Source organism: Mucilaginibacter pallidiroseus, assembly GCF_007846085.1.
Taxonomy (GTDB): domain Bacteria; phylum Bacteroidota; class Bacteroidia; order Sphingobacteriales; family Sphingobacteriaceae; genus Mucilaginibacter; species Mucilaginibacter pallidiroseus.
Genome location: NZ_VOEJ01000002.1, coordinates 470260 through 489123, shown reverse-complemented (window position 1 = coordinate 489123; position 18864 = coordinate 470260). Strand labels below are relative to the sequence as shown.

Below are 18864 nucleotides of genomic sequence, written 5' to 3'. Positions count from 1 at the left end.
TGTGTAAGTTTCTGTCTCTTGCCGCATACCAAAGGATTATCTTTACAAAGCCCCCGTAAAAACTATCTTAATTTACCATTTATGGAAAACTTTAATAAAGATATTGCTACCAAACAAAAGGCACTGGCCATAAACCTCGACCCGCAGATATATGGCTCATTTGCCGAAATTGGCGCCGGGCAGGATATTGCGGCCCACTTTTTTAAAGCAGGAGGGGCAGCCGGTACGGTAGCCAAAACCATGTCGGCCTATGACATGACTTTTTCTGACGCTATTTACGGCACCCAGCAAATAAAAAGATATGTGAGCCGGCAGCGGCTATCAGCAATGCTCGATCATGAATATAATTTGTTGATAGAACGCCTTGCTGCACAACGCGGCGACCGCACTACATTCTTTGCACTTTCCGGTACTTTTTCGGCACTTAACTTTCACAAAACAAACGAGGGGCATGGTTGGATAGGCGTACGTTTCCAAACCGAGCCCAACGGGCCTCAGCATGATGTTATACTCCACGTAAAATTGCTGGATAATGATAACGTGCTGCAACAGCAGGCTGTAGGTATTTTAGGTGTTAACCTTTTATATGCCTGCTTTTACTACCGTAAATCGGCAGTTGATTTCCTGTTGTCGCTGATGCACAACCTTAATCGCGATCGAATTCAAATAGATATGATCCACTTTGAGGGAGAAAGCTTTAAGGATGTTGATAATCGTTTAATGAGCCTTTACCTGGTTAAGCATGGCTTTTCTGATGCAGCGCTATTCGGGCCAAATGGCAAAAACCAGCAACCATCAGAGATATTGTATAAAAAGCACATTGTGGTAGTGCGTGGACGTTTCCGCCCGCTTATTAATGTGCATGTTGATATGCTGTTACGCGGCATGGAACAGTTTACCGAGGAGCCAGATGTGGACAAGGAAAACATCGTTGTACTTACCGAGCTTACGCTGCAGGCACTTAAAGAACGCGATGCCGATGAAAGCGGCCAGATAGATGAAAAGGACTTTTTGGACAGGGTAGATATCCTTTGCTCATTAGGGCAAACAGTTATGATATCTAATTTTCACGAGTATTATAAACTAGTGGCCTACCTTTCAAAAATTACCAAGCTTAAAATTGGCGTGGTGCTTGGTTATCCAAACCTGGAGTACATCTTTGGCGAAGAGCATTATACTGATTTGCCGGGCGGCATCCTGGAGTCTTTCTCTACCTTGTTTAGCCGTAAAGTTAAATTGTTCATCTATCCTACCCTTCGCGATGGCGTGATCTGGAACGGTGCCAAGTTTTCATTACCCCCAAAACTTATCGATTTGTACGAATATCTTGTAGCTAATGACAAGATTGAGGATATCCGCAATTACAATGAAAAAAATCTGCAGGTAGAAACCGATAGCGTGCTGCGCCTGATAAAGGAGCACAAGCCCGGCTGGGAGGATTTTGTGCCACCTGCCGTAGCTACAATTATAAAGGAACGAAGCCTGTTTGGCTATGGTAATATCGCTGCAACGGATGTTAAAATAGAAGCACAGGAGAGCTGAAGGCAAACCATTAAGCTGCAAAAAAGTTAATTATGCGTATGCAGCAACCTACAAATCAGCAAAGCACATCCCTAATGATAGGGGCCGAAGTTTTTATTGAACCCGGCCAAACGCCCGAAGAAATTGACCTTTGGTTTAGATGTTTGCAGGAAGCAGGGATGTCTGTTACGCGCATTCGCCTGTTTGAAAGTTATATGCGAAATGCCGCCGGAGAGTGGGATTTCTCGCTATTTGATATTGCCTATCGCGCTGCCGAAAAATATAATATAAAAGTTTGGGGTAACCTGTTCCCCGCTACCGCCTTTACCGACTTGGGTGGCCTAAAGTTTCCACGGGATGAAGAGCATTTTGGCTCGATTGCAAAATACATCGTGAATGTAGTGCCGCATTTCAACAAATTCGAATCGCACTATGGCTGGGTGCCTGTAAATGAGCCCGGCGTTGGCAGTTTCCCAACCGAGGCCTTTGCCGCGGGTAAATACGCTAAATGGAAAGCCCTGCAAGCAAAGGTTGAATATGATAGTAACGGTTACGATCATTTTGACTTTGCAGACGAGCGCTTTCATCTTTATTATAATACCTGGTTTTTAAACTGGCTTACTGACGAGATACACCTTTATGATAAAGGCAGCACCATTCATGTAAACAACCATGCTATTTTCAGGAACGTGGCCGAGTATGATTTCCCCGCATGGCGAAGATTTTTAACCAGCTTGGGCGGTTCGGCACATGCAAGCTGGCACTTCGAGTATTTTAAACGCCCGCAGTATGCTTTAGCTGTTGCAGCCAATTGCGAGATACTTCGTTCGGGCGCTGGGGAAATCCCGTGGTTTATGACGGAGCTGCAAGGGGGCAACAACACCTACAGCGGCTTTACACCGCTATGCCCTACCAGCCACGAAATAGCCCAATGGCTATGGATTGCTTTGGCTACCGAAAGTAAGGGAGCAATATTTTGGTGCCTCAACCCAAGATCATCCGGAATAGAGGCCGGCGAGTGGGCCATGCTCAACTACCATAACCAGCCAAGCGACAGGTTGCTGGCGGCCAAAGCGGTTATTGATAGCGTGAACACACATCTTGATTTTTTTGAGAATGCTAAGGTAGTCGAATCAGGCATCAACATTATTTACACCCGCGAATCATTATGGGTGGAGAAAAAACTGCAGATGGGCGGCGACAGTTATCCGGGCCGCGATGTTGGTAGCGTAATGCAGTCGGCCATTGCCTATTTTGAAGCCTTGAGTGAGGCAGGTTTGCAGGCCAATTTTAAAGAGATCAGTGAGTTTGATTTTACACTTGATAATTATAGCGGCAGCTCGATTATTTTAGCCCATCAGATAGCCATTCCATCCCGGTATTGGGAAAAGCTGAAGCGTTTTGTTCAAAAAGGAGGCACTTTATTAGCCGATGGCTTAACCGCCTACTACGACGAAAATGCCGTAGCACTAACGCGACTTGGCTTTCCGCTGCGCAAACTTTTTGGGGCAGACGTGATGGAATATAAGGCAATAGGGCAAGCCGGGGAAAAGGTTATTGATATCGAGGATATTTGCCTCCCCGCATGTGGATGGACAGCAATTTTAAACTCCATAACAGCGCAAGCTATAGCAACTACAGACGGCCATATTACCGCCACAAAGAATAAATATGGTAATGGTACAGCGTGGTGGTTGTCAACCCTCGCCGGTTTGGGCAGCAGGCTGGCTAATGATTATAGCTCATTAAATGATTTTTTAAAAAGTTCCCTACGGCTTGATGATAGCACGCAGCGTTTTACGTTTAGCAAACCGCAGCCGGGGCTTTTGATGCGTACGCTCGTTAAAGAAAACCAGGCCGCAGCTGTCATCATCAATAAAACGAATGATGCTAAGCAAATAAGCCTTTTAACGCCAAGCCGTTACACCGCAGGCAAATTGATTTTTGCTGATAAAGGTGGCAGTATTGACAGCAACGATATTAAGATCGGTGCGGAAGAAACGCTTGTTGTGCATTTTTTAAGCGTTGCTTAACATGGGGAAAGGCTCGCAACAAAAAATGATCGCTAATATTATTTTCTTAAACCTTTCGATTCAAGAATATTAAGAAAGACTCGCTGGTCCGACGTATTCATATCCTGTAATTTAATAAAAAAGGTTTCTCCTTTTTTTGTGTTTACAAAATATGCGTTATCAACGATAAATACCTTTTTCACCGAGTTCCAGTAGGTTGTTAATGTATTAGATTGTGATGTGCGCTGTATTTTCTCATTATCAATAGTAAAATTCAAACATTTGTAATCTAAAGGTCCATAAGAATAGTTTCTACGAAAACCGTAATAAAACATCAAGAACGCAAGTATCAATAACAAAAGCGAAACAACGATTCCAGTTAAGGCATCAGATTTATTTTGCTTAATGAACTCAAATACTCCAACTAAAATGACGTATACAATTAAAAATAATAATATACGAGTACGTTTTCTTCTTATTAATATCCGGAAATCTAATTTGATATACTCTTCTCTCTTAGTAAAACTCTTAAACGTAATATATTCCATGTCTTCCAACTTAGGGCCACTTTATTAATTCCGGTGAGGGGTTGATTATCCTTTGTCAATACTTGGGTCATCTTCATAATATACCACTTCTTTTTGTTTAAGCTCAAACCCCCTGAATGGTATCTTGCGGACTGCTCCCGGATATGGTATAATGAAGGTGTTTTTAACACGTTCCGATTTTTCAAAGTACAAGATCCAGATAGTTGCCACAATTGCAGTCCTTACCAAGCCGGTGTAATCATGGCTTGTGTATTTGCCAAAGGCAATTTCGCCAACAATCATATCTATCAATAAGTAAGCAAAGTAACCGGCATATAAGCCTTTTATGTATTTGGGCAGAATATCGCGCTGGCGTAAAAGTAAAACCAGGCAAAACACCGCATATGACAATATCAGTGTATTTACCAATGCCTCAAAAGTGAATACAATATTAAAGGCCGTAACATTAACGCCGGCAACAGGTCTGCCCCACTTCGATGCAAGGAAATAGCCATTTGTAGATAAGTTGATAAGCAAAGCGATAGTTGAAATGAACACGCCTATAGTAACTAATATGAGCCAGCCGCCTAAAGGTTGTGCCGGGTACCCTAAATCATAATGCTCGTTAAAGGTATGGGTTCGGTATATCCTGAAGTATAAAATTGTTGCACCGGCAACTAATACCATAGCCACAGCAAGTATCCAGTAATTTAACTTTTTAGGTTGTTTACCCGCATCGGGCATATAGCTAAAGCTGTAACCCAGTTCTTCATCAGATATTTTTTTAAAATCGTCCCGTGCTTCGTCGGCTTTATTAACGGGTATGTGATCTTTAAGGAAATTTAGCTGATAGTTTAACTTAAGCGTATCTAAATCGGTTGAAGTTGAACCGATGAAACTATATTCTTCTCTGTTTACCGATTCGTTTTCCGGCTCTATGTTCCAGCCATTTTTCAATACAATTTTTGCTGTATACTCCAGCGACGACGGGTAGCGAAGATATACAGGTGTTGAAACTTTGTTACCAATATTGGGCAGTTGATCGTTTATGGCATTGGCATAAATCGATGCATCAAACTTGCCTTCGTCGTCATTGCTTTTTTTAAGGAAGTCGGGTAGCAGGTACTGCTCAACAGTAACAAGCTCATTATTATCTTCATTGTCGCTGATCTTTACCGAATCTGCCGATTGTATTTTTGGATAAATACGCGTGTAATAATTCAGGTAATTCTTCTCAGTTTCGCTGAGGCCATTTGATGCAAGCCTATCGCGCATACGGTCGGCCTCGTATAGGGTGTATGTAGATATTACTTTGAGCTTAACTTTTTCCTTCGGCTTATCAGGAACAATAAATTCTTCTACAATAACAGTTTTACCGGCATCGCTAACAGGGATAGACGTTAGGCCGTCGTTACCAGCCTTAAGCACAAGGCCCCGTCCGTAGTTGGGGAAATAAATATCAGTACCCTTACCTCTTTGGTACGATATGGTAGGGTCAACCCATACTTGTTTGCCTTTAATTTCGGCAACAATCACAGCGTGATCAAAAGCGTTTGCAGATGGTAGAAAATCATCAATATGCCCATTCGAGTTAACCAGCACCATATGTGCATCAATGCCACCTGCTTTTAAAACAGATATCAACAACAATGATTTATCCTTACAATCGCCATATCGTTGGTTAAATACGCGTTCCGGATTGTTTGCCCGGTGTGAGTATTCGCCCAACTCAACGCCCATATATCTAACTTCGTCCTGCACGAGCCGCACTGCCGATCTGAAAAACTTTTCTTTGTCTGCCCCCGCATTTTTAAGCAATAAAGCTACTTGCGAGGCAAGTGCACCGCTCAGATGTTTAGCTACCGGGTTTATACTTAGCGCCCAGTTTGTAACCTCTTTCCAGTTGTTTAGCTCACTTATTTGCAGGTGAGCATAGTTATTAAACCATGAGGGCTGATTTTCTGAATATGTCGGGGCCTTAAGCTGATAGGCATTCCATTCGTAATAGGTTGTGCCGGCCCGGTTGCTGATTGTTGCTTTAACCGGGTTATTAAATTCCTTGATATTGAGCTTACGGTCGGTAGGCACCTGTATAGATTTATACATCTGCGCAAAGGGCGAGGAACTTTGCAGGTAAAGCGTGCGGAAAAACTTGTTATTAAATATTGGGTTACGACCTGTAATGGTATATGCATATTCAATGCGGTCGCCTTTACGTATATCGTCGAGCATACAATAGGCCGTATAGCTGCCCTGATAAATAAAGCGCGAAAGCTCCTTTTCGTCTGCAACAACTTTAAAAAGCTTTGGAGATATTCGGTTTTGCGGCACGTTGTTACGCCACACAATTACTTGATGCACATCAAGCCGCTCATAGGCCGGGTCGAAATTAATAGATATAGATGAGCCATTTTGTATGCCCGCTTCCGATACAATTTCTTTAATAACATGCGAGTAGTCGGCCTGTTTTTCAACTTGGATCTGCTCTTCAAACAGCTGGAAAAAATAGCCGTTCTCAACCTCTCGGGTAGGTATTTTCTTGTCGTATTGTTTGTAACTAAGCAGCCATGATGGCTTGTCAAAAAAATGTACTACAGGCTGCGCTGCTTTACTTGTAGAAAAAAGAATAGAACCTGCCAGCACCAGGGCAAAAACTAACAGCGACTTGGTTTGGGTTAACATAAGGCTATGAAAATAAAAAAACCGCGGCAAATTATGCCGCGGTTATTCATAAATATTTTGCGCAATTAACGCCCAAATTTATTTCCGCTTTTTAGCTTTAACGGCTTGCTCGTCAATTCTCACTTTATACCTGGTTATCTTCTTTATCAGTTCAACGGGCACGGGCCTATCATATGGAACTGTATAGCGCCTTTTGAAGTTTTATAACCAGCAAGCTCCTCTTTAAAATGATTTATTGCAGCGCTACCGGCAGGGTAAAGGCCTAAATGGGTTTTGGCTGCAGCAAAATACATGATATTGATATTTACCCTATACGCCGGCATGCCATAGCTTATAATTTCTGTAGCATGTGGCGCGGCCTCTTTTATGGCCTCGCGCACATGCTGCAGAATTACTTGAATCTCCTGGTCAAATTTGGCTATGTAGCTATCAACATTCTCTGCCTTCTCCATAACCAATCACTTAGGCATTTTTTCGGGGTTCATATACAGGGAATTCCAGCGGTGGCCGTCGGGGTCGGTAAAGGCACAGCCATACATCCAGCCCTGTATATCGGCCGGTTGGGCAAATACAACGCCGCCTGCTGCCTCTACCTTGCGCGCAACTTCATCAACTTCTTCGGGGCTCTCGGCATCAAAAGACAGCATTACCTCGTTAGAGGTTGATGTATCAGTAAGCTCATTCTGCATAAAATGCCTTATTTGTTTTTCTTCAAAAAGCATTACAATTATGCCCTTGCTGCCAACAACCAATGCAGCCGAAGTTTCTGTATTGCCGCCCGGGCTGTTTTTAAATGAAAAGCCAATGGCTGTAAAAAAATTGCGTGAGCGCTTCACATCCTTTACAGGCAAATTAATCCAAAGTTCTTTAGTCATGTCCTGATTAATAATTGGTTATACTAATGTACAAATTTAACACAACTACATTTTGCAGCGCGGGTGTTAATGCGACTTTTACAGGGTTAAATGCGCCGCTGGCTATCCCCAATTTAAACGCATTACAACTTGCTTGTTTGCCGGCCAGAAATTATGTAAAAACATATCGCGGGCGCTTGCGTTTATGTCCTTATTGATTAAATTGCACAATAATCATTTTAATAAATGTGATAATCATTTTCACATTTATTAAACATTAAATCTTTTTGCTGTTGAAAATCGACTTTACTAATTGCGATCGCGAACCAATACACATACCTGGCAAGATCCAATCGCATGGTTTTTTAATTGTTATTGACCAGGATTTTATTGTAAGGTATCACAGCGAGAACCTTTCAGATTATCTAAAGGGATTACCCAACGTAATTTTAGGGCAGCCCGTGAGCAGTTTGCAGCCGCTGATTGATCGTAACGAACCGCCCGAATACATATCAAACCTGATTGTTTTAGGGAAGACAAACGGCTTTCAGCAAACAAACCCATTTAATGCACATATAGGGTCCAAAACGTTTCATCTTATTATATCATCTTTTGATAAATATTACGCGCTTGAGTTTGAACCTTCAGAATCAGACACAGGTAATGATATACAGCGGCAGGTTGGCCGTTCGATATCTGAAATGCTGACCGACAGGAACCTGCAAAAAATACTGAATAACACGGTAATACAAGTTAAAAAGGTTATTGGTTATGACAGGGTTATGGTTTACCGCTTTGCTGAGGATGGCCATGGCGAGGTAGTTGCCGAGGCCCATAACCCGGAACTTGAATCATGGCTCGGTTTACATTACCCGGAGTCTGACATACCTAAGCAAGCTCGGGAACTTTATAAGCTTAACCACACGCGCCTCATAGCTGATGTTAACGCCGAGCCTGCCAACGTGCTGACCGAGGCCGACAACGAAACGCCGTTTGATATGTCATGCCTGCAACTGCGTGCGGTATCGCCAATCCATATCCAGTATTTAAAAAATATGGGTGTGGCTTCCAGTTTCAGCATATCGTTGTTTTACAAAAACGAATTATGGGGACTTATTGCCTGCCACAGTTATTCTCCAATGTTTATAGATTATCGCTCGCGCGAGTCGGCTAAATTGATAGGGAAGGTACTATCATCATCGCTCGAATTTAAACAGGATGAAGAAGACCAGCAATTGCATGATAAGTTTAAAAGCGCCGTTGATGAGCTTACAAAGCTAATGCTTAAGGATAACAGCATTGAAGATGCCTTAACGGGCCATCAAATAACGCTGCTTGATGCCGTAAGTGCTACCGGTGCCGTGCTAGTATTTGAAAACCAAATATTTAAACTTGGCAGAGTACCCAATGATGTGCAGCTAACCGGCTTATTGCATTGGCTTAAAACAAACATTACCGACAGTTTTTATTATACCAGTAAGTTGCCGTCGGCATACCACGATGCGGCATTTTTTAAAGATGTGGCGTCGGGTATAATGGTTACAACCCTCTCACGAGAGATGGGCGAATATGTAATTTGGTTCAAAGCAGAACAGTTACAAACGGTTACCTGGGCTGGTAACCCGGAGAAAACGGGCAAGATCGAGTCTGACGGTACAATTACCTTGTCGCCGCGACACTCTTTTGAAGCGTGGTCGCAAACGGTTACCGGCACATCGCTTAAATGGAGCAATGAGGAAGTAAAATCTGTTGTGCGCCTTAAGAGCGAGATTATGTATGCTATTAACCAGAAGGCCGGTGCCATACGTATGCTTAACGAGAAGTTGAAGCAAGCCTATGAAGAACTGGATACTTTTAGCTTTACCATATCTCACGATCTTAAAAACCCATTGTCGTCAATAAAAAGCTTTGCGCAGATATTGATGCGCGATCCTGACTTGAAGCCGCAAACATTAAAAGTGCTTGAACGCATAAACAATGGTGCCAACAGGATGAACAACATGATAAACGAGGTTTTGGATTATTCGCGCATTGGCCGGTCGGACCTTGTACTTAACGAGGTGGATGTAAAACCAATTATCATCGATCATGTAAACGAATTACAACTTGTTTATGATGTGCAGCCGGGTGCAGTAATCATTGGTGATACTCCAAAAATACAGGGTGATGCAGTTATGCTATCACAGGTGTTTGCAAACATCATCAGCAATGCTGTAAAATACTCGGCGAAAGCCAGCCCGCAAAAAGTGCTTATTGAAGGGAAGGACACCGGAAGCGAAGTTGTTTATACAATAACCGATAACGGGCTTGGTATAGACATTAAGCACCTGCCCCGCATTTTTGAACTATTTAACCGTATGGATAACGTTGGCGATATTGAAGGCTCGGGCGTGGGCCTTGCCATTGTTAAACGTATTATTGAAAAGCACAAAGGCAAAATTTGGGTGGATAGCGAATTGGGTATGGGCTCAACTTTCCATATCGCATTTCCAAAGCAATAAATAAAAGTCGCTAATAGCGCAAAACAAAGCCGCCGTCGTAAAATGATGGCGGCTTTGTTGTTTTACATCGCTGCCATTCATAAGTTTTATAATAATTCATACGTTGGCGAATTTACCGGTTATAGTTTTTTGAATGTCATAAAAGGGCCAATCAGTAACGCACGCAAACCTTTTAATGGAATACAGGTTAGTTTAACAGATGAAATATAACATCGCCGTTACAATAATATCAAGGGCGGCTTGTTTATTTGCCACTGTATATTTGGCTATTTAATATTTAAAATGTGATATTTACCAGCGTAACCTGATAGATATCTTATAATCACAAAACCGGTAGCATGAAAACTACACCTGCCCAGTTAAAAATTCTTTCAATCGATATTGGTGGCTCAAGCATAAAAGGTACTATCCTGGACAGTAAAGGCGCGCTTACAATGGACTACAAAAAAGTGGTAACCCCTAAGCCGGCCACTCCGGAGGCGGTTATAGAGTCTATAAAAATACTTGTGAAGGATTACCCACCGTTTGATAAAATATCTGTTGGTTTCCCGGGCTATGTGCGCAATGGTATTGTTAAGACGGCACCTAATCTGGGTAACGATTTTTGGAAGGATGTAAACTTCAGCAAAAAGCTTGAAGAGACATTTGGGCAGGAAGCACAGGTAGTAAATGATGCCGACATGCAGGGCCTGGGCGTTGTAGCAGGCAAGGGCCTGGAAATGGTTATTACATTGGGTACCGGTTTTGGTACAGCTTTGCTGATGGACGGCCATTTGCTGCCTCACCTCGAAGTATCACACCACCCTGTATCAAAGGGCCGCGATTATGACCAATATATAGGCGACAAGGCGCTTGATGAAATAGGCGAGAAGAAATGGAACCGCCGGATAAAAAAGGTATTCAAAATTTTAAAGCTTGTATTCAATTACGATTATTTATACATAGGCGGCGGCAACTCTGACCTGCTTGACTTTAAGCTGGATAAGAATATGAAAATTGTTACCAATGCCGACGGTATAAAAGGCGGGGCTAGATTATGGCAGGATGAAAAACACACCGTAACCCGTACAGCCATGGCCACGCCAACCAAACAATAAATTTACCACACACAACAATGGAAAAACAGAACTTAGAACTGGAAAACTTAGCGATAAACACGGTAAGGATCTTATCTGCCGATGCAGTGCAGAAAGCAAATTCGGGACACCCTGGTACAGCAATGGCGCTGGCGCCAATGGGCCATGTACTTTGGACAAAGTTTTTAAACTATAACCCCCAAAACCCTGATTTTGCAAATCGCGACAGGTTTATCCTTTCTGCCGGTCACGCTTGTATTTTACAGTATAACTTTTTGTATTTAACAGGTTACGATCTGTCTTTAGATGATATCAAGAATTTCCGTCAGTTAAACAGCAAAACGGCGGGCCACCCCGAGTATGGTTTGGCTCCGGGTGTTGATGTGACTACCGGCCCGCTTGGGCAAGGTTTTGCAAATGGCGTGGGCTTTGCCATCGGTCAAAAACATTTGGCGGCGCGCTATAATAAACCTGGTTTTGACCTTTTTAACTACAACATCTACTCGATAGTGAGCGATGGCGATATGATGGAAGGTGTTACATCTGAGGCTGCCTCATTAGCGGGCCATCTTGAGCTGGGTAACCTTATTTATCTGTACGATGATAACCACATCTCTATCGAAGGCAGCACAGATATCGCATTCAATGAGGATGTTTCTGCACGTTTCCGTTCATACGGCTGGCATGTACAGGAAGTTACCGATGTAAATGATACCCACGCGTTAGAGCTGGCGTTAATCAACGCTAAGTCTGAAAAGCAAAAGCCCTCATTAATTCGCGTACGTTCATTAATTGCTTACGGTAGCCCTAACAAATCAGGTACAGCAGGCTCTCACGGTTCGCCGCTGGGTGCCGATGAAATTAAACTGGTTAAAGAATTCTTTGGTTTCGACCCGGAGAAATCATTTAACGTGCCTGATGAGGTTCTAAAATACTACAATGAAAAAGGCGCACGCGGTATAAAAACCGAGGAAAAATGGAACGAGCTGTTTGCCAAATACAAAGAGAAGTTTCCTGAATTAGCTGCCGAATTTGAGAATGCTTTTGCCGGAGGCCTGCCACAAGGCTGGGCAGATAAATTGCCGGTATTTAAAGGCTCTGATCCTAAAATGGCAACCCGCCAGGCATCAGGTAAAGTACTTAATGCAATTGCATCAAGCTTGCCAAACTTAATAGGTGGTGCAGCCGACTTAGCGCCATCAACAGAGACCAACTTAAAAGAATTTGACTCGTTCACGTCAGAGAACAGGGCGGGCCGCAACTTCCACTTTGGTATCCGCGAGCATGCAATGGGTTCGGCTTTAAACGGTTTGTCGCTAACCAAAGGTATCCTTCCGTTTGGCGCAACCTTCCTGCAATTTGCAGATTACATGCGCCCGCCAATCCGTTTGGCAGCCATCATGAAGATAAGCCCGATATTTGTTTACACGCACGATAGTATCGGTTTGGGCGAAGATGGTACAACCCACCAGCCGGTTGAGCATTTGTCGTCATTGCGTTCTATACCCAACGTAACAGTTATTCGCCCGGCTGATGCCAATGAAACTTCATACGCTTGGAAAATAGCTGTTGAGAAAAAAGGCGGCCCGACTGTATTGGTATTTACCCGCCAGGCACTGCCTATCCTTGATCAGGATAAATACGGCAAAGCATCGGGTGTTGAAAAAGGTGCATACATTGTATCAAAAGAAAGCAAAGGTGTCGACTTAATCTTGCTAGCCACAGGTTCTGAAGTTGCCCTTGTTTTACAGGCGCAAGAGAAATTAGAAGCTGAGGGAATTTCTACCCGCGTGGTAAGTATGCCATCATGGGAGTTGTTTGAGGCACAGGATGCTGCTTACAAAGAAGAAATATTGCCGAAAGCAAGCCGCAAACGTTTGGCCGTTGAAATGGCATCACCAATGGGATGGCATAAATACACTACGGACGAAGGCGACATCCTGGGCATGACAACTTTCGGTGAGTCGGCCCCGGCAGATGATCTTTACAAACACTTCGGTTTCACCGTTGATAATGTGGTAGCTAAAGCAAAAGCAATTCTTTAATATAGATGTGAGATGTTAGATATGAGATTTGAGATGGAGCAAACTTTTGGGTCTCACATCTCACATCTCATATCTCAAATATATTCCTATGAGTTTAATAAACAGTTTGCAATGGTCATCAGTCATTACTAACCCGGAGGGTAAGCAAAAGGTAGCAAGCCTTATTGCCCAAAAGGTTAAAGATGGCGATGTGCTTGGTGTTGGCTCGGGGTCTACGGTTTACATCGCGCTGCTGGCAATTGCCGAACGTATCAAAGCCGAAAAACTAAACGTGCTGGCCATACCCACATCGTTGGAGATAACCATGTTTTGCGCAAAGCTGGGTATACCAACCACAACATTGTTTGAACACCAACCCGACTGGCTTTTTGACGGTGCCGATGAGGTAGACCCTCAAAATAACCTGATAAAAGGGCGTGGCGGAGCAATGTTTAAAGAGAAATTGCTGATTGCATCGAGCCCGGTAAGCTACATTATTGTTGACGAATCAAAAATAGTTGACAAGATAGGCACCCATTTTCCAATACCTGTTGAAGTTTTTCCACAGGCTTTGCTACTCGCGGAAGCTAGTTTAAGAAAACTCGGCGCAACGGAAATAAAGCTAAGGCCTGCCGCCGGTAAGGACGGGCCTGTAATAACCGAGAATAACAACCTCATTTTAGATTGCCGCTTCAGCGAAGTGAACCATACGCTTGAGCGTGATATAAAAGCTATAACCGGGGTAATCGAAAGTGGATTGTTTTGGGGATATAACCTGGAAATATTAAAGGCTTCCAACGCGTAGGTGTCTATTTGACACTATGGCAACATTATTACGACATCGCTGTTACATTTAAAGAATAATTAATTAGGACATTTATATAAAGCATTTACCATTATGGCAAACAAAGTAAAACAAATACATGAATTCGGCCAGAGCATCTGGCTTGACTTTATAGACCGTGAAATCATTTCATCTGGCAAGCTTCAAAAGTTAATTGATGAAGATGGCGTAAGGGGAGTTACCTCTAACCCGGCAATTTTTGAAAAGGCTATCACCAGCAGCTCTGACTACGATCAGGACATTGCAGAGCATGGTAAAGAAAGCGGCACAACAGAAGAGCTTTTCTTTAAGCTGGCCATCAAAGATATACAGGCAGCAGCCGATCTGTTCGATCCGTTATATAACGAAGGCGTAGTAGGTGCCGATGGTTATGTAAGTTTAGAGGTGTCACCGTTTTTGGCTTTAGATGCCGAAGGTACTGCTAAACAAGCCGAACTACTTTGGGAACAGGTTGACCGCAAAAACGTGATGATCAAAATACCAGGTACTAAACCTGGTTTGAAAGCTATCCGCGAAACTATTGCAAAAGGTATCAATGTAAACGTAACCCTGCTATTTGGTTTGGAGCGTTATGAAGAAGTTACCGAAGCTTACATTTCAGGTTTGGAAGATCATTTGGCTGCCGGCCATAACATTGGCCACATTTCATCTGTTGCAAGCTTCTTCCTGAGCCGTATAGATGTAATGGTTGACCCATTGTTAGATGAAAAAGGACTTGGCGATTTAAAAGGCGAGGTTGCAATTGCATCAGCTAAAAAAGCTTACGAGATCTACAAACGTGTGTTCAGCACCGACAGATGGAAAGCGTTAGAAGCAAAAGGCGCAAAACCGCAGCGTTTGCTATGGGCAAGTACCAGCAGCAAAAACCCTGCATTTAAAGATACCAAATATGTTGAGGCCCTTATTGGTCCTGATACTGTTGATACCGTTCCATTGGAAACTATTGAAGCTTTCCGCGATCATGGTATTGCCGCAGATACATTAATGCTCGGCCTTGAGCAAGCTACTGAAACTTTGCAACGCGTAAAAGCTGCGGGTATCGATTTGGACGAGATTACACAGAAACTGGAAGACGAGGGTATAGATAAATTTAATAAGCCTTTTGAAAAATTGCTTAAAGCGATTGAAGATCAAAAAGCTAAAGTTTAACTGATACCGCGTCATCTACCAATGAAACACACAGATCTTAAGATACTCTTTTTTGACATTGGGGGCATCTTGCTCTCCAATGGATGGGGACACCAATCACGCAAGCTGGCCTGCGAGAAGTTCGGGCTGGATTATGAAGAAGTAAATGCCCTGCACAACTTCATATTCAATGTTTATGAAATTGGCAGCATCACGTTGGATGAATACCTTGATCGCGTAATATTTAATGAGCCGCGCGAATTTGTACGCGAGGATTTCAAAGAATTTATTTATTCGCAATCAATAGAGCTGCCGGAAATGCTGGCTTGGCTTAAGGAGTGGAAAAAAGACTGTGGTTTTCGTATTATATCTGTAAACAACGAGGGTAAAGAACTTAACGATTACAGGGTTAAAAAATTTAAACTGCATGAGTGCTTTGATGCCTTCGTATCATCGTGCGAGGTAAAAATGCGCAAGCCCGATCCGGGTATATGGCAACTGGCCATGGGTATAGCCCAGGCATCCCCAAGCCAGTGCGTATATTTTGATGACAGGATCATGTTTGCCAAAGCAGCCGAAAGGCTGGGCATACGTGCTTACCAGCATACAGATTTTGAAACCACCAAGAAAATTTTAAACGACCTTAAGAAAGAAAAACTCAATTAACATGAGCTCAACAACAAGTAAATATGCATTTGGCATGATAGGTTTAGGCGTAATGGGCCGCAGCCTGCTGCTAAACATGGCCGACCATGGATTTGCCGTAGCCGGTCACGATAAAGATCAGGGTAAAGTTGATTCGCTTAACACCGAATCAGGCGATTTGGAAGTAAAAGGATTTTTGGATGTAAACGAGTTTATACAAAGCCTTACCACCCCGCGCGCCATTATGATGCTGGTGCCTGCAGGCAAACCGGTTGATAGCGTGATTGCCGAACTTTCGCCGTTGTTGGATAAGGGCGATATTTTAATTGATGGTGGTAATTCGCACTTTACCGATACCAACCGCCGTGTGGAAGAGCTGGAGGCTAAAGGCCTGCACTTCTTCGGTATGGGTGTATCTGGTGGCGAAGAAGGTGCCCGCCGCGGCCCAAGCATGATGCCGGGCGGCGATAAAGACGCTTATGCCGTAATGCAGCCAATATTTGAGGCTATTGCCGCTAAAGTAAACGGCGAGCCTTGTGTTACTTACATTGGCCCGGGTGCATCCGGACACTTTGTTAAAATGGTGCACAACGGTATCGAGTACGGTATTATGCAGGTGATTGCAGAAACCTATGAAATTCTTAAAAAAGGCCTTAAGCTGGAGAATGAAGAGATTGGTGACCTTTTTGCCAAATGGAACGAAGGCCGTTTACAGTCGTTTTTATTAGATATTACCAAAGATATTTTTAAATACAAAGCTCCGGGCACCGATCATCTTTTGTTAGATGATATCAAAGACGAGGCTAAAGCTAAGGGTACCGGTAAGTGGACATCGCAGGTAGCTATGGATTTGGTAACACCTATTCCAACTATTGATACATCAGTATCAATGCGCGACTTATCTAAATACAAATCCCTGCGCGAAAAGGCAGCTAAATTGTACAGCGACCCTATTGAATTAAAAGGCGACAAGGACGAATTGATCGCGGCGCTTGAGCAAGCATTTTATTTCACAAGCATCCTTACTTATGCGCAAGGTATGCACCTGCTTACCAAAGCATCTGAAGAGTATAAATATGATTTACACCTTGGCGAAATTGCCAAGATATGGAGAGGTGGATGTATCATTCGTTCGGAGTTTTTGAACGATATATATAACGCTTACAGTAAGGATCAGCAATTGCCGCACTTGTTGCTTGATAGCAGCATCCAGGCATTGGTAAGCGAAACATTGCCTGGCATCCGCAAGGTATTGTCGGCAACCATTGCTGCGGGTGTAGCTACGCCGGGCTACGCGTCTGCGTTGAGCTACTTTGATGCTTTCCGTAGTGAGCGTATGCCATCAAACCTAACCCAGGCACAGCGCGACTTTTTTGGCGCACACACCTATGAGTTAATTGGCAAAGAGGGTACATTCCATACACAGTGGGCACCAGTAAAAGAGTAAATTAAAGTGCCGGAAGCCAGAGCGAGTTTCCAGAGTTTTTCTCTCACACCCGCTCCAAATTCTCACTCCAAACAAAAACGAAATGAGCAGTAATACCATAAAAGCCGAACCAACCATATTTATCATATTTGGCGGCACCGGAGATTTAAATTCGCGTAAAATTGCCCCGGCACTTTATAACCTGTTTTTGGACGGTTGGTTGCCTAAGCAATTTTCTATAATCGGTACCGGCCGCACGCAGCTTACTGATGAACAGTTTAAAGATAATCTGCATAAAGACATTGACCAGTTTTCGCGAAGCGGAAAAACCGACGACAAGAAATGGGAAGAATTTGCTGCAAACATACATTACCAGGTATCTGACGCTACCAATGCCGAAACTTACAGCGAGTTTGGCAAACGTATAGAGCAACATAACGCAGAGTGGAACACTAAAGCAAACGTATTATTTTACCTTGCTGTTGCGCCTAACTTCTTCCCTATTATCGCATCTAACATATCAAAAGCAAAGCTTGCTGAAGATAAAAACCGTGTGCGCATCATCATCGAAAAGCCTTTCGGGCATGATCTTGAAACGGCCAAAGAGCTTAACGAGTTGTTGAAGGGCATTTTTGATGAATGCCAGATATACCGTATAGATCATTACCTGGGTAAAGAAACTGTGCAGAACATTATGGCTTTCCGCTTTGCCAACTCCATAATGGAGCCTTTGTGGAACCGTAATTATATCGAACATGTACAGATCTCGGTAACCGAGCAACTGGGTGTTGAGGACCGGGGCGATTACTACGACGGATCTGGCGCTATGCGTGATATGATCCAGAATCACCTCCTGCAACTGCTTTGCCACATTGCCATGGAGCCGCCTGTAAGCTTTAGTGCCGATGAAGTGCGCGACCGCAAGGTTGATGTATTAAAAGCCATGCGCCGCTTTACGCCCGAGGATGTTCGCAACTCGGCGGTTAGGGGCCAATACGGCAGCGGCTGGATGAAAGGCAAGGAAGTGCCAGGCTACCGCGAGGAGGCTAAAGTAGCACCTGACTCAAATACCGAAACATTTGCTGCATTTAAGTTTTTTGTGGATAACTGGCGCTGGCAGGGCGTACCATTCTATGTTCGTACCGGTAAACGCATGCACCAATCGTCATCTGTAATAACTATTCAGTTTAAGGATGTGCCGCATTTGATATTCCCTACAGAGGCGGCCGAAAGCTGGCAGCAAAACAGGCTTATCATCAGCATACAGCCAGAGATGAGCATCCGTTTGCAGGTACAGGCCAAGCGCCCGGGTATAAATATGGTACTTAATGTGGTTGATATGGTGTTTGATTATAAAGGCACTTACACCAACCAGGCGCCAGAGGCTTACGAAACATTGATACTGGATACCATGCTGGGCGACCAAACGCTGTTTATGCGTGGCGACCAGGTAGAGGCCGCCTGGGAACTTGTGATGCCTATATTGAATACGTGGCAAAATAAAAAGAGCCTGAACTTCCCTAACTACAGTGCCGATTCATGGGGACCAGAGTCTGCAGAGGCTTTGATAGCCCGCGATGGTTACAATTGGTTTACGCTGCCTGTTAATGGTAAAAAATAAAGG

13 protein-coding genes are annotated in these 18864 nt (G+C 43.5%); 10 read left to right on the top strand and 3 right to left on the bottom strand.

What is annotated here, in order from left to right; all coding sequences use genetic code 11:
* Positions 1–81 precede the first annotated feature (81 nt).
* Complete coding sequence (locus FPZ43_RS06625; protein ID WP_146381065.1) at positions 82–1542, top strand: TonB-dependent receptor; 1461 nt, start codon at positions 82–84, stop codon at positions 1540–1542.
* Between the two features lie 32 nt (positions 1543–1574).
* Entirely contained in the window at positions 1575–3554 is a 1980-nt protein-coding gene (locus FPZ43_RS06620; RefSeq protein WP_146381064.1) for a beta-galactosidase trimerization domain-containing protein, read from the top strand.
* A gap of 572 nt (positions 3555–4126) precedes the next feature.
* Here FPZ43_RS06620 and FPZ43_RS06615 read toward each other — a convergent pair.
* The 3 genes from FPZ43_RS06615 to FPZ43_RS06605 form a co-directional block, all read right to left on the bottom strand.
* Complete coding sequence (locus FPZ43_RS06615; RefSeq protein WP_146381063.1) at positions 4127–6742, bottom strand: DUF3857 domain-containing protein; 2616 nt, start codon at positions 6740–6742, stop codon at positions 4127–4129.
* A 146-nt stretch (positions 6743–6888) separates the two neighbouring features.
* Complete coding sequence (locus tag FPZ43_RS06610) at positions 6889–7194, bottom strand: iron chaperone (RefSeq protein ID WP_222430942.1); 306 nt, start codon at positions 7192–7194, stop codon at positions 6889–6891.
* 6 nt (positions 7195–7200) lie between these two features.
* Positions 7201–7617 carry a VOC family protein gene (locus FPZ43_RS06605; RefSeq protein WP_146381062.1) on the bottom strand — a complete coding sequence of 139 codons (417 nt, stop codon included), beginning with the start codon at positions 7615–7617 and terminating at the stop codon, positions 7201–7203.
* 272 nt (positions 7618–7889) lie between these two features.
* On the opposite strand from FPZ43_RS06605, the gene FPZ43_RS06600 reads away from it, so the two are divergent.
* From FPZ43_RS06600 to zwf, 8 genes are all read left to right on the top strand, one after another.
* Positions 7890–10097, top strand: coding sequence for an ATP-binding protein (locus tag FPZ43_RS06600; RefSeq protein WP_261381001.1), 2208 nt, complete (start codon positions 7890–7892; stop codon positions 10095–10097).
* A 338-nt stretch (positions 10098–10435) separates the two neighbouring features.
* Positions 10436–11194 (top strand): ROK family protein, encoded by a 759-nt coding sequence (locus FPZ43_RS06595; RefSeq protein ID WP_146381060.1) that lies wholly within the window; start codon positions 10436–10438, stop codon positions 11192–11194.
* A 17-nt stretch (positions 11195–11211) separates the two neighbouring features.
* Positions 11212–13218 carry a transketolase gene (gene tkt / locus FPZ43_RS06590; RefSeq protein ID WP_146381059.1) on the top strand — a complete coding sequence of 669 codons (2007 nt, stop codon included), beginning with the start codon at positions 11212–11214 and terminating at the stop codon, positions 13216–13218.
* A gap of 88 nt (positions 13219–13306) precedes the next feature.
* Complete coding sequence (rpiA, locus tag FPZ43_RS06585; protein WP_146381058.1) at positions 13307–14002, top strand: ribose 5-phosphate isomerase A; 696 nt, start codon at positions 13307–13309, stop codon at positions 14000–14002.
* A gap of 93 nt (positions 14003–14095) precedes the next feature.
* Positions 14096–15190: a transaldolase gene (gene tal / locus FPZ43_RS06580; protein WP_146381057.1), complete on the top strand. Its 1095-nt coding sequence runs from the start codon at positions 14096–14098 to the stop codon at positions 15188–15190.
* A gap of 21 nt (positions 15191–15211) precedes the next feature.
* Entirely contained in the window at positions 15212–15835 is a 624-nt protein-coding gene (locus FPZ43_RS06575) for an HAD family hydrolase (protein ID WP_146381056.1), read from the top strand.
* 1 nt (position 15836) lies between these two features.
* The gene (gndA, locus tag FPZ43_RS06570) at positions 15837–17261 is read left to right on the top strand and encodes an NADP-dependent phosphogluconate dehydrogenase (RefSeq protein WP_146381055.1); all 1425 of its coding nucleotides are present in this window, start codon (positions 15837–15839) and stop codon (positions 17259–17261) included.
* A gap of 82 nt (positions 17262–17343) precedes the next feature.
* Positions 17344–18861 carry a glucose-6-phosphate dehydrogenase gene (gene zwf / locus FPZ43_RS06565; RefSeq protein WP_146381054.1) on the top strand — a complete coding sequence of 506 codons (1518 nt, stop codon included), beginning with the start codon at positions 17344–17346 and terminating at the stop codon, positions 18859–18861.
* Positions 18862–18864 lie beyond the last annotated feature (3 nt).